Origin of the sequence: Tepidanaerobacter acetatoxydans Re1, assembly GCF_000328765.2 — a bacterium.
GTDB lineage: Bacteria > Bacillota > Thermosediminibacteria > Thermosediminibacterales > Tepidanaerobacteraceae > Tepidanaerobacter > Tepidanaerobacter acetatoxydans.
Window position 1 is genome coordinate 2,651,036 of record NC_019954.2, and the last position, 13,981, is coordinate 2,665,016.

11 protein-coding genes are annotated in these 13,981 nt (G+C 38.8%); 10 read left to right on the forward strand and 1 reads right to left on the reverse strand.

Annotated features, from left to right (window positions below):
- On the reverse strand, positions 1–669 hold the full coding sequence (locus TEPIRE1_RS12675) for a GntR family transcriptional regulator (protein ID WP_013779550.1): 669 nt from the start codon (positions 667–669) through the stop codon (positions 1–3).
- A 304-nt stretch (positions 670–973) separates the two neighbouring features.
- Between TEPIRE1_RS12675 and TEPIRE1_RS12680 the strand changes: the two genes are divergently transcribed.
- From TEPIRE1_RS12680 to TEPIRE1_RS12725, 10 genes are all read left to right on the forward strand, one after another.
- Positions 974–2,992 carry a methyl-accepting chemotaxis protein gene (locus tag TEPIRE1_RS12680; RefSeq protein ID WP_013779551.1) on the forward strand — a complete coding sequence of 673 codons (2,019 nt, stop codon included), beginning with the start codon at positions 974–976 and terminating at the stop codon, positions 2,990–2,992.
- Between the two features lie 398 nt (positions 2,993–3,390).
- The gene (locus tag TEPIRE1_RS12685; RefSeq protein ID WP_013779552.1) at positions 3,391–5,496 is read left to right on the forward strand and encodes a PAS domain S-box protein; all 2,106 of its coding nucleotides are present in this window, start codon (positions 3,391–3,393) and stop codon (positions 5,494–5,496) included.
- Between the two features lie 98 nt (positions 5,497–5,594).
- Entirely contained in the window at positions 5,595–6,566 is a 972-nt protein-coding gene (locus TEPIRE1_RS12690) for an HD-GYP domain-containing protein (protein ID WP_013779553.1), read from the forward strand.
- 89 nt (positions 6,567–6,655) lie between these two features.
- On the forward strand, positions 6,656–9,289 hold the full coding sequence (locus TEPIRE1_RS12695) for a sigma-54-dependent transcriptional regulator (protein ID WP_013779554.1): 2,634 nt from the start codon (positions 6,656–6,658) through the stop codon (positions 9,287–9,289).
- 242 nt (positions 9,290–9,531) lie between these two features.
- Entirely contained in the window at positions 9,532–9,948 is a 417-nt protein-coding gene (locus TEPIRE1_RS12700; protein ID WP_013779555.1) for a PTS sugar transporter subunit IIA, read from the forward strand.
- Positions 9,949–9,976: 28 nt separating this feature from the next.
- A complete protein-coding gene (locus TEPIRE1_RS12705; protein ID WP_013779556.1) occupies positions 9,977–10,465 on the forward strand; it encodes a PTS system mannose/fructose/N-acetylgalactosamine-transporter subunit IIB in 489 nt (162 codons plus the stop codon).
- A 17-nt stretch (positions 10,466–10,482) separates the two neighbouring features.
- Positions 10,483–11,223, forward strand: a complete 741-nt coding sequence (locus TEPIRE1_RS12710; protein WP_269450253.1) for a PTS mannose/fructose/sorbose/N-acetylgalactosamine transporter subunit IIC — start codon at positions 10,483–10,485, stop codon at positions 11,221–11,223.
- Positions 11,213–12,043, forward strand: a complete 831-nt coding sequence (locus TEPIRE1_RS12715) for a PTS system mannose/fructose/sorbose family transporter subunit IID (RefSeq protein ID WP_013779558.1) — start codon at positions 11,213–11,215, stop codon at positions 12,041–12,043. The genes TEPIRE1_RS12710 and TEPIRE1_RS12715 overlap by 11 nt, the downstream gene beginning before the upstream one ends.
- Positions 12,044–12,062: 19 nt before the next feature.
- On the forward strand, positions 12,063–13,100 hold the full coding sequence (locus TEPIRE1_RS12720; protein WP_013779559.1) for a zinc-dependent alcohol dehydrogenase: 1,038 nt from the start codon (positions 12,063–12,065) through the stop codon (positions 13,098–13,100).
- 13 nt (positions 13,101–13,113) lie between these two features.
- Positions 13,114–13,956 (forward strand): class II fructose-bisphosphate aldolase, encoded by an 843-nt coding sequence (locus tag TEPIRE1_RS12725; RefSeq protein ID WP_013779560.1) that lies wholly within the window; start codon positions 13,114–13,116, stop codon positions 13,954–13,956.
- Positions 13,957–13,981: the final 25 nt, after the last annotated feature.

Genomic DNA, 13,981 nt, shown 5'->3' on the forward strand with positions numbered 1-13,981 from the left:
CTATAGTTCTTCTTGTTCAAAGAATGGTATGAGGTTTACTCTGGCATTGCCTACGTGGTTTGTCATGGCTTTCTCTGCGGTATCAGCATCATGAGCTGCTAATGCATCATAAATATCCCGATGCTCTTTTAGTGAGTGAATCGCTCTTCCTTCAGCTTTTACAGATACCAACCGCGCACGCTGAATAAATTGGTGAAAATTAGTAAGCACCGATTCCAGTGGTCTGCTATTGCTTGCTTGGAATATTATATCATGGAACTTAGAATCCAATTCCGAAAGTTTTTCTGTATTCCCTTTCTTGGTATAAAATTCCATCAGGTCTAAAATGTCTTTTAGTTCCTTTAGTTGAGTATCGGAAATTTTTTCTGCAGCCCATCTGGCGGCTAAACCCTCTATCATTTTTCGGATAGTATAAATATCGTCAATATCTTGAAGGGTAACTCCTTCAACGATAACGCCTTTGTTTGGAATACTTGATACCAAGCCCTCAAGTTCCAATTGTCTGAGTGCTTCCCTTATAGGTGTGCGGCTAACACCCAATTCTTTTGCCAGCTTCATCTCAATCAGGCTTTCACCCGGTTTATAAGTTCCATCTAATATTGCTTTTTTTAGACTATTATATATTCTGGCTCTAAGGGAATACCCGGTATCCTGAATATCGGATGTCATATAAAAACCTCCCTGAATTATTAACAATAAAGTTCTCAAGAGTTCCATATCAATTCTACTATACATTTAAAGTTTTTTAAAGCAAATCTTATGCTCTTCTTTTTAGCTCTCACTTACAATATTTCTATTAATTATTAATATTAGCACATTATTATACAATTGATTCTTTTGGGAAATTACAAAATTTGCTTGATTTACCATAAAAGCTGGTTTATAATTAAAATAAGCTAGTCTTACAAATTTCTACAAATTCCTACAATTATTTGCATAAACAAACAGAAAGACGAGAAAGGAGTAGTCAAAAATGTCAAAAAAAAGCAGGGCGCTCAGCGGTAAAAGGTTCGAACAAAGCTCCAGTATCGGTAGGTTTATCACTTTCAGCATTTCTATACTGATAGTAATCATTTGCAGCACTTTAGGATATATGTCATATATGCGTGCGGCGTCGACGATTCAAAGCAGTGTTTCGGAACTGTTACTGGCACAAGCTAAAGCACATGCACAATCTATAAAAATGTGGAACGAAAAAATAGCAGCCGAGCTTGAAAGTTGTGCTGCAAAGATAAGAGTACGCAATATGGTTTGGGTCGAACAAAAACCGGCTTTATTAGAAGATAAAGAGCGTTTAGGCTACTATAATATAGGAGTAGCAGACTTGAACGGCAATGTTGTATACATAGATGAAACGCAGGATACTGTAAATAATGAAAAATTCTTTAAAGATGCACTTGGCGGCAAAACCAGTTTTTCAGATCCTGTCTATAAAAACAATCAATTGATTATATATTTGGCAACTCCGATAAAGAATGAGGGCAAGCAGGTTGGCATATTAGTAGCAGCATTAGATCATAAAAAAATGAATGATATGATTGCCGGCGTTCAGTTCGGCAAGACCGGCTATGGGTATATGATAAACAGTGAAGGAATAACCATAGCACACCGGGATACACAGCTTGTCATAGACAAGGATAATACTGTGCAGAGTGCTGAAAACACGCCCGAGCTTCAGGGTTTGGCAATATTGGAGCAAAAAATGGCCGAAGGCGAATCCGGTTTTGGAGAATATAAATACAAAGGTGTGGCAAAGTATATGGCATTTGCACCGGTCGAGGGAACTGATTGGTCAATTGCTTTGACTCAGGAAAAAAGCGAGATATTCGCAGGCCTTAATTCCATAAGACGAAACACTATCATAATGACAATTGTTTTTATAGCACTTGGAATACTGTTTGCGTTTTACATTTCTAAAACTATTAAAACCCCTCTATTAGAGGTGCAGAAGTATGCCGCGGAGCTTGCAGAAGGCAATCTCACTCGGTCTATTGATACTAAGAGGCGGGATGAATTTGGTGCGGCAATAAGAGCACTTAATACTGCAGTAGTAAGCTTTAAAAATATAGTAACAAATATACAAAAAATAGCACAAATCTCCGAAGATACCACTGGTGCTTTAAATGAATCTGTAGAGCAGGTAGCCGCCGGCAGCGAAGAGGTTTCTGCAACTATTCAGCAAATAGCCGAAGGAGCAAGTGAGCAGGCAAAAGATGCTGAAATAGCCGTAAATTTAACTGCAGAGCTTGGCAAAAAACTTGACAGCATAAGCAGTATTGCCAAAGATACCAGTGATTTTACAATGCAGACAAGTTCAAAAAGCGAAAGCGGTCTAAAAATTGTAACCGAACTGGAAAGCAACTTTGTACAAAGCAGTATGGCAATAGAAGAGGTATCCCAAACCATAAAGGCTGTTACTGAAAAATCCGCTTCAATTTCAAACATACTTGAAACAATTACTTCTGTAGCAGACCAAACAAATCTTCTTGCACTAAATGCAGCCATTGAAGCGGCAAGAGCAGGAGATGCGGGAAGGGGATTTGCAGTAGTTGCAGATGAAATAAGGAAATTAGCCGAACAAACTGCCATTGCAACAAAGGATATCGGCGGTATGATAAATGAAATCACATCTGTTATACGGCAGGCACAAACATCTATGGCAAATGCAGAAAATTTGATGGGTAATTTTACCCTTTCAATGAACAACACATCTGACATATTTAAGGAAATACAAAAAGCTGTAAATGATTCAATCAAGCATTTGGCATTACTTATTGAACAAATCAAAGAAATCGATAAAAATAAGCAAAGCGTTATAAGCGCTATTGAAAATATCTCTGCTATCACTCAAGAATCTGCCGCCAGCACGGAAGAAGTCAGTGCAGCAGTTGAAGAACAGGCAGCTTCCATGGAAGAAATAACGGCTTCAATAAATGAACTTGCAAGTATGATAAAAGAGTTGTCAGAGGCAACTAAGGTATTTAAGGTATAATTTAGAAGATTGTTATACAGCGATAGTGATTGGGACCGAATATTTCAAAAATATCGGACTCAATCACTATCTATGTCTTTTCGATGTAATATATTGATTCTGCTTTAGAAATAAACCTTTTTTTCTAAAGCTGCGGTCGGCATGTCTTGTGCATCATTATCATTAACGGTATGCCGATACTGCCAGATAAAATTGATTTTCACATTGGAGTTATGTTTAGCTTTTATTAGCTTAGTGCTTAGCCCGGCAGGCTTAAATTTACCATTTAAACAAAATGATTGGTATTTGTTCAAGGTTTACTTTATAATAAACTGTACAAACGGATAAATAAAAACCTGTTTAATTCCAAAATATGATTTTCTAGTTTACTCAAATTTCATCACAAAGGGTGAAATATTTTGAGATTATTTAATATTTTACTTTGCTACTTCGCCTCAGTATTCTATATATTATTAATTGTTTTTTTGCTATACAAAAATCCAAAGAGCCGATTAAACCGCTTTTGTGCATTAGCAATTTTACCTTTTACAATCTGGAGCACTGCATTCGTATTTTTTCACAGTGCTATTTCGCCGGATGAAGCCATGGCATGGCTTAACATCGCTTCCATAGGATGGTGCAGTTTCCCTTCCTTCGTATTGTTTTTTTATATGGAATTTACCGGATATGACAGAGTGGTTAGCAATCCGCTGATGGTGATACTATGCATAATTCCTGCTTTGTTTTGCATTTACTGGCAGCAAGCCGGCTATATCATCGCAGGAATTATTAAACAGCCCTACGGATGGTCGTACATAATAAAGCCAACACTTCCTCTCGCTTTCTTTATTTTATACTATATCGGCTTTGTTGCCACCAGTATTTATTTAATATACGATTATGGGCGGAAAGCAAAAACAAAGCGAGATAAAAAAGCTGCAAGATTATTTTTTATTACACCTTTACTTACGGTTATTTTAAGCTCGCTTACAGATATAATCTTTCCGCTTTTTGAAATTACCGCCGTGCCGCCCATCGGAGTTGTCTTTATTCTTATTTGGGCAAACGGCTTTGTTTTTGCAATATCAAACTATAAATTGATGGATTTAACTCCGGCAGGTGCTGCCGATGAAATAATCGCAACAATGAGTGACGCTCTTATCTTGTTGGATACTGATTATAAAATCGCCTTTGCTAACAATGCCGCCTATGATTTGCTGGGCTATTCGCCTTATGAACTGCAAGATAAGCCTTTTGACTTAATTACTGCTCCTGCGGCAGATGGGAGCATTATTAGCAAACTTCTTGCAGAGTCCGACGACGTCAATAACCATGAAATGTATTTGAAAGCAAAAAGTGGTGAAAATATACCGGTCTGGATTTTGGCATCAGCGGTAAAAGATAAATTTGGCGAGCCAACAGGTATAGTAATCAATGCCAGAGATGTTCGAGAGCACAAAAAGATAGAACAGGACTTACGGGAATCCGAGGAAAAATACAGAAGCTTAGTTGAACATGCTCTAATCGGCATCGGAATACATCAGGATAATAAGATAGTCTATGCCAATGAAAAGTTTGCAACAATGCTGGGTTATACAGCAAAAGATGTAGTAGGCCGATGGATTGCTGATATTATTCACCCTGAAGATCGCAGTTTTATTTTGGAAAGGGTGGAGCGAAGGCAAAGCGGCAGCAGTGAACCGGATACTTATGAAATCCGATTTTTAAGAGAAGACAGCAGCTTTTTTTATGCGCTGATAAGCAATGTTCTAATTGACTACAATGGGAATACAGCAACCCTGTTTAATATTGTAGATATAACTGATACCAAGTCAAGGATTGAACTGGAACAAATTAACAAAGAGCTTGAGTCTTTCAGCTATACCGTTTCGCATGACTTGCGAGCACCTTTAAGAAGTATTAAAGGATTTAGTCAGGCATTGCTGGAAGATTATGAGGATATGCTGGATTCAGATGGCATAAACTACCTGCAGCGAATATATACAGCTGCCAAACGCATGGAAGGGTTTATCGATGATCTGCTTAAGCTGTCAAGATTAGGACGTGCACAGCTATGTATGAGCAGTGTAAACTTAAGCGAAATATGCCGTGAGATTGCAGCAGAGCTTAAAGACCTTGAGCCACAGCGCCGGGTACAAATTGAAATTGCTAAAGATATTACTGTGTATGGAGATCAAAGCTTATTGCAAGTCGTTATACAAAATTTACTGCAAAATGCATGGAAATTCACCGGAAAAAATCCCAATGCCAAGATAGAATTTGGTATTATGCACTCTGAAGATGGCCCCATATATTTTGTGCGCGATAATGGTATAGGTTTTGATATGTCATATGCGGATAAATTGTTTAAGCCTTTTCAGAGGCTGCACACCGAAGCTGAATTTGCCGGCACGGGTATTGGTTTAGCAACCGTATATAAAATTATTCAGCGTCACGGCGGAAAGATATGGGCTGAAAGCCATGAAAACAAAGGTACAACTTTTTATTTTACTCTCCCTTTGTAAGATATACAGTCTAAAAAGCAAATAGGTTTTTCCTTATATATAATGCTAATGTATTTGTATTCTTAAATGAAATTACTGCTTGTAGAGAGGAGATTTGAATGAATAAACCGCTTCGTGTACTTATTGTCGATGATTCAGAAGATGACACCCTATTGTTGGTACGCAAATTAAAGCGAGATGGTTTTAATCCAACTTTTGAACGCGTAGATACTCCTGAGGCCATGGAAGACGCTTTATCTAAAAATACATGGGATATAATACTCTCAGACTATAATATACCGCGTTTTGATGCGTTTGCAGCTCTTGACATGCTTAAAAAAAGCGGGATTGACATACCTTTTATTATCGTATCGGGAGCTATCGGAGAAGAAACAGCAGTCGCGGCCATGAAAGCCGGTGCTCATGACTACGTCATGAAAGACAACTTGGCAAGATTGGTCGCTGCCATTGAGCGCGAATTAGGCGAAGCGCAGATAAGGCATAAGAAAAAAGAAACAGAAAAGCAGCTTGAACACTCGTTTTTTGACTTGGCCGAAACGGTTGCTAGGGCAATGGATTCCCGCGATCCATATACAGCCGGTCATGCTCGCAAAGTAGCTGAATATGCCCGTAAAATAGGTGAGAAAATGGAATTGGATAGGGATAAAATTAATGGGCTTTATGTTTGCGGCTTACTTCATGATATAGGTAAGATATCAATACCTGAGAGTATTCTTTGTAAACCCGGCAGTTTAAGCGAAGAAGAATGGGCGCTCATGCGTACACATACAATTAGAGGCTATGAAATCTTAAAGAATTGCAGCTTGCCATGGCCAGTAGCAGATGTTGCGCTCCATCACCATGAACAGTTAGATGGCTCAGGCTATCCGGATGGCCTTAAGGATGATGAATTAAACCTTGAAAACCGCATTATAAGAGTCTGCGACGTGGTAGAAGCAATGAGTTCACACCGCCCTTACCGACCGGCAAAAAGCATTGCAGAGGTTATTGACGAACTTAAGAGCGGCCGAGGTCTTAAGTATGACTCCAATATTATTGATGTAATGCTGCAACTGTTGGAGGAAGGATAATCCGTTTATCAACTTATTAATTTATAAGAGTTTTTTCTCATTTAGTTATAATAGAATATCTTATTCTTTTAAAAAGGTGGTGCTGGTCAATGTCCAAATCTAGTAATAAAAAACAGGCTTTAAGTCGAAAGGCAAAAATTTATAATGAACTACAAAGTCTGACCAGAGCCCTCTGTCTAAAAGGTTTTAATAGCGACAAAGAAATAGGCTTTAATGCAGAGTATATCGGTAACAAGGTAGGTGTCAGCAGAAATAATACGAGCAAGGAATTAAACCGCTTGCTTAGAGAGGGAAAAGTTCTAAAAATCAGGGGAAGACCTGTGCTTTATCTTGATAAACAGCTGATCGAAGGTTATTTTGCAATAAGTATAAAGAACCCGACTTTTTCCGATTTTAAGGACTTTATGCAGACTGTGAATAACTGCTCCGATGAATCAGACACAAATAGTAAAAAGGATGTTTATCCTGTCAGTTCTGTTAAAGGGTCAACTGGGGCATTGGATTCATTGGTGGGAGCTGACGGCAGCCTGAAAGCTCAGGTAGAACAGGCTAAAGCCGCCATACTGTATCCTCCCTTTGGACTTCATACTCTTATATCCGGTCCTACAGGCGTAGGTAAAACCACTTTCGCTGAAGCTATGTACCGTTTCGCTCTAGAGACTGGCCGATTACCTCAGGACGCTCCCTTTATAGTATTCAACTGTGCTGATTATGCTGAAAACCCACAGCTAATCTTATCTCATCTTTTTGGACACATTAAAGGAGCTTTTACTGGAGCTGGCAGAACCAAAGAAGGCTTGGTCAGCCATGCCAATGGAGGTATCCTTTTTTTGGACGAAGCCCATCGTCTCCCACCTGAGGGTCAGGAAATGTTGTTTTTATTGATGGATAAAGGCATCTATAGAATGATGGGTGAAGCAGCTAATACTAGAAAAGCTAGAGTATTAATAATAGCTGCAACATCAGAGGCTCCGGAAAGCGTAATGTTAGATACTTTTTTAAGAAGAATCCCTGTTCTAATAAAGCTTCCTACGCTGAACGAAAGAAGCTTAAGGGAACGAATGAATTTAATCTGTCAATTTTTTCAGGAGGAGTCAGAGCGGGTTAAAGTTTCGATCAAGGTCTCAAAGGAAGTATTGAAGGCATTTTTGCTGTATGATTGCCCAAACAACATAGGTCAGTTGAAAAGTGATATCCAACTGATTTGTGCAAAAGCTTTTTTGGATTACATAACATATAAGGATGAGTTAATGGAGATAAGGTTGTCTCAGCTTTCCCATCAGGTGCGAGAAGGTTTGTTCAAGACAGAAGGAAAGAGAAAGGAAATCATTCAGATATTCAGTCTATTGGAAACAGACAGTATTCTGTTCGACGGTAAAAATCCTGGAGGTGCCGGTGGGTTGTTTAATAGGATTTTAGTGGATGACTACAAAATGGCTGTGGATTTTTATGACTTAATCGAGAAGAGTTGGAAGCGATATTCCAAGGCAGGACTTTCCGGAAAACAAATAAGAGAAAAAATAGATAAAAATATTAAAAATTACTTCCAGAATTTCTCGGTCAGGCTTAATAGTACCAGTAACGTTCCTGCCAATAGACTTATTATATCGAATATCATCGATCAATCCATATTGCAAAAAGTAGAGGATACCTTATCTGAGCTTAGTGCCGATTTTGATTTTTTATTTAATCGAAAAATCGTATATAGTCTAGCTCTTCACATAGAAACACTGATAGAACGATTGAAACGCGGAACGGTGATATCTCATCCCGACAGAAAAAGTATAAAAAAAGAACATCCTGAAGAGTATCAACTAGCTTTAAAGATCATGCATAGTTTGGAAAATAAACTTTTAATTCCCATACCGGAAGATGAAGCTGCATTTTTGGCCATGTTTTTATATGCAGTAAGGACAGGAAAAGACAGTGGCAACATCGGAGTCCTCGTTATAGCCCATGGTCCTGCAGTAGCTAGTGGTATGGCCCACGTAGCCAATAAGCTTCTCGGTGTTGACCATGCTCATGCTGTAGATATGCCCTTGGAGCTTAGTGTTGAAGATGCCCTTGAAAAAACAATAGAAGAAATAAAACGATTGAACACCGGCAAGGGAGTATTAATGCTGGTAGATATGGGATCACTCAAAGCCTTTGGCGAAATAGCCACGGAAAAAACCGGAATCCCAACGAAAGTGATTGAGATGGTAAGCACTCCTATGGTAATAGAAGCCACTCGGAAGGCCATAGTGCCGGGTATGGACTTAGAAACTCTGGAGGAGGATGTAAAGAATATAAGTCCATTTATTGGTCAATCAGTAGACAGTGAAGAATTAAAAATATACTCCGAAGGTTCGGGTAAACGATTTTTTGAAAGGATGCTGATTGATACACTGGGTAAGACATTAACTTTTTTAAACCCCGAAAAAGCTTTTGATACTTTAAAGTATACATTGGAGAGAATTTTAGAAGATATTGGCGAGGATCTTAATGATGATATGCTCGTAAAATTCACGTTTCACTGTTCTTGCATGATTGAAAGGGTTTTAGTTCATGAACCGCTTCCTTATAAAAATATAGAGTTAGTTGAAATGCATAATCGCATACTGTTTAATATATTGAAAAAACATTTTACCTTAGCAGGGGAAGTTTTTGGAGTGACAATTCCTGATACAGAAATTGCTTATGTGGCCAAGATATTCGATACACATCTTGATACACAATTATAAACTTGATACTAATAATGTTTTTATTGATACGGATACCTTTTACCCCGATTTGAATTGGTTCAAACCGGGGATTTTTTCTTGATATTTATGAACCCAAAGGCATGTTTGTTATCAATTGATACGCAAGTAGAAAATTCATGGCATGATTATTGCAATCAAATATTGAACGTAAGACAACAGAGGTGGAAATTGAGCAATCTTCACTTTGAACTAGCATTTATATACTGTAAGGGGATGATTATATGATAAGCTTGCTTGTAGTAACCCATGGAAATTTAGGCAAAGAACTTATTAAGAGTGCAGAGTTAATAGCAGGAAAACAAGATGATGTTGCTGCTTTAGGACTGTTCCTCGAAGACGGCATTGATAGCTTTAAGGAGCGAGTAAATAACAAAATTCAGTCATTGAATCGTGGCGAAGGTGTAATGGTCTTTGTCGACTTATACGGAGGAAGTCCATGTAATGTGATGGCAATAAATATGAAAGACCAAAAAAATCTCAAACAGTCAAAAATTGAATGCATAAGCGGAGTAAACCTGCCTATGATCTTAGAAGCTATGACCATGAGAAAATCTATGAGTCTAAGAGAACTAAAAAATCATTGCATGCAAATAGGTTGCTCAGGAATCAAAGATATCTTCCAAGAAATATATTCTTAATACTTGATATTAGAGAGGAGGTGACTCAATGGCTGAAGTCGTGTTATACAGAATTGATGAGAGACTTATTCATGGTCAAGTCATGACTGCATGGCTAGGAACAGTAGGCGCAGAAAATATCGCAATCATAGATGATATATTGTCCAAGGATTCATTTATGCAAAATATTTTTAAAATGGCTGTACCTCAAGAAATTTCCGTTGATATTTTATCAGTCAATGATGCAATTGATGTTCTAAAAAAACAATCTTTTAAAAAGCGCACTATTGTTTTGATGAAGACTATCAAAACTGCTACAAGACTCATTGATGCAGGTGTCAAAATAGATTCGATAAACCTAGGGGGAATCGGTGCAGCAGCTGGTAGGAAGCCATTTTATAAGAATGTTTTTGCATCGCCGGAAGAAGTGGAAATGCTAAAAAAGTTAGTAAATAAGGGGATAAACGTTTACTACCAAGTAGTACCCGAACAATCAGCAGTATCAATTAAAAAGATATTGGAGGATAAGGGGGTTTAAATATGAATATTTCTTTTATGCAAGCATTGATGGTAGGAGTTGTATGTTGGCTAGCTCATAGTGCAGTACTTGGCTATTCTATCTGTGGATCTATGTGGAGCCCGATTGTGTTGGGATTTCCTGTTGGATTAATCATTGGTAACGTGCCCGAAGCAATGAAGGTTGCTGCTTGCGTGCAGTTACCTTATTTGGGGATTACCGGGGCAGGACTAGCCTTGCCCTCTGATGCCATATTAGCTGGCACTGTAGGTACAGCGCTAGCCGTTCTTACAGGAGTAAGTCCGCAAGCTGCAGTAACTCTGGCGGTACCTATCGGTCTTCTGGGGATATTACTACATCAGGTAAGGATGGGGACCAATGCCATTTGGCAACATATGATGGATCAGTATGCTGAAAAAGGTGATGGTAGCAAGTTTTTCTTGTTTCATGTAATTATCCCACAAGCTATGTTATTTGTACTTTATGGCATTCCAACTTTTTTAGCCGTATATTACGGTAATACAGCGGTACAAGCCCTTTTGAATGCTATCCCGGAAAGACTTATGCACTCTCTGGAGGTTATCGGCGGTATGATGCCGGCAGTTGGTATTGCTCTTAGTATGAGAGTTATAGGAAAAAAGTCGATACTTCCATACTTTTTCGTCGGGTTCTTGTTGACACAGTATATGAATCTAGGAATACTACCTGTCGCTGTGTTAGCAACCTGTATAGCGTTTATCAACCTCGAGTTAAAGGGAGGTTTAAATAATGGCAACTAAAGATAATAAAGAGAAAAGACTTACTCGACAGGATATATTTAAAGCTTGGTTTAGATGGCAATGGTTTATTGAATCATGTCCCAGTTGGGAAAGGTTGCAGGCCTCAGGGTTTTTGTACTCCATCAGTGATGCTTTAGATAAGCTGTATTCCGATATAAGTGAAAAAGCATCAGCCTTTATGCGACATTTAGTTTTTTATAACTCTCAAGGCAACTGGGGTTCAATTATCGGCGGCATAGTCTTAGCCATGGAAGAGGAAAGAGCTAATGGTGCAGAGCTTTCTGATGAAGCAATAAATGGTTTGAAAACTGGCCTTATGGGACCATTGGCAGGCATAGGCGATACTATAGATTGGGGAACCTTAGTACCATTAGCGGTATCTATAGGGCTTCCTTTTGCTATGAATGGAAATTCCCTTGGTTCAATTATACCCTTTCTATTGATAAGCTGTATTATGCTAGGCGAATCTTATTTCTTGTTTTTCAGAGGCTACCAATATGGTCAACAGTCGATTGCTAGCTTACTAGAAAGTGGATCAATCAATAAACTCATTTATGCTGCAGGAATAGTTGGCATGTCGGTGCTTGGAGCCTTGACTGGTTCTTATGTTAATCTGTCGACACAAATAACAATTCCTATTGCCGGCGGTCAAGCATTGTCACTACAGACTGATGTGCTGGATAACATTTTAAAAGGGATTTTGCCTTTGGGGTTAGTTCTTTTCTGCTGGCAGATGATGCTTCGAAAAAAGAAGATAACTACCATTATGTTGTATCTTCTCATAATTGGAATTATAGGAGGTTCTTTGTATATATTCTAAATCAAAGGAGGACATTGATATGGCAAAGATGCGAGCTATAGTCTTTACAGGTCCGGAAAAACTGGAGATAAGGGAGCTAGATGTTCCTAAACCCGGTCCCGGCGAAGCTCTCATTCGTGTGAAAGCATGCAATATTTGTACTACTGAACAAGGACAGTACTTGGGTAAAAGGCCATTGAACTATCCGTATATCGGCGGCCACGAATTCGGGGGTATTGTAGAGGAATTAGGCCCAGATACAGGAGAAGATATAGCTGTTGGAGATCACGTGGCGTGTGGCTATACTTTCTGTGGCCAATGCTGGTACTGCAGGAGAGGCATATATACTAACTGCCCAACGCTATATAAGACCGATATAAGGTATGACGGCTATTATGGCATGTTCGGTTTAGCTGATTATCTAGTAATGCCTGTCAAAACTATATATAGTTTTAGTAAATCCATTCCCTTTGCAGATATAGGCTTTGAAGAGCCTCTTGGCACCGTGATACACGGCCAGAAGCGGTTGGGTATCCAGCCGGGAGATACGGTAGCTGTCTTTGGAGCAGGAACTATGGGAATGTTAAATATGATGATGGCTCGAAATCATGGAGCTAAAACTGTCATAATTGATATTAAGCAAGAACGCTTGGAGAAAGCTAAGGGCATGGGGTGTGATTTTGTCATAAACTCTAAGGAAGAAGATATAGAAGATTCCATAAATAGCTTGACCGAAAGTAGGGGTGTCGATCACGTTATAGTAGCAGTAGGGAATACCATTGCCAATAATCAGGCTTTAAAAATTGTCAGGCACAAGGGTAATGTACTGTTTTTTGCCGCCGGTTATCCGAAACCTGAAATTACTGTTGATCCAAACAATATTCATTACACAGAAGTTGCCCTTATCGGAACCTATGGTGGAGATCCTGATGATTTCCGAGCAGCTTGTGAATTGATTAATTCAAAGAAAATTGATGTTAAAGCATTGTTGGATGAAAAATATACGGTAGAAGAAGCTGAACAGGCTTTTAAGCGAGCTACTTCAGGTTCGGCTTATAGAGTTACTATAGAATTTTAAAGGATGTGGTTTTATGCTTTGCAGAATGGATGATATCTTGAAAAAAGCTACCCAAGAGCAATACGGTGTAGCTGCACCTAATGTGTGGAACTTAGAGACTATAAAGGCAGCTGTAGGAATTGCAGAGAAATTAAAGTCACCTATTATTTTGGATTACGGTGAAGGCGGATATGAGGAAAATATCTTTGAAGTAGCCATGATTGCCAAGCATTATGGTGAAAATGCAAGTGTTCCTGTAGCTATCAATTTGGATCATGGCGAAACCTTCAAAGGTGCTGTTCGGGCTATAAAGGCAGGTTTTACTTCTATAATGGTAGATAGATCCAGTCGGCCCTTCGAGGAAAACTTAAAGGATACTAAGGAACTATGTAAAATCGCTCATGCTGCCGATGTTAGCGTAGAAGCTGAACTAGGTCATGTTGGAGTAGGCGAAGAATATGCCGATGATAATAATAGTTTTACCAAAGTTGAAGAAGCACAAATTTTCGTAAAAGAAACGGGAGTAGATTGCCTTGCAATAGCTGTAGGCACTGCTCACGGTCATTATGCCGGTGTGCCGAAACTCGACTTTGAGCGGATAACCCAACTCAGAAACAGTCTTGATATTCCATTGGTTTTGCACGGAGGTTCATCTACCGGTGATGAAGCTCTGCAGAAAGCCATAAAAAGTGGTATCTCAAAGGTAAATTTATTCACAGATCTGAGTGACAAAGCTATAGATTTTATGAAAAAAATGTTGGAAATAGAATCAGCTAAGCAGATTAATCTTATAGACTTTTACGATGAAGGAATAAAGGGCTATAGTAGCGAGCTAGAAAGATATATACGGCTGTTTGGTTCTGACAACAAGGCTTAAGATTATTATTTTCATGAAGGTTTCG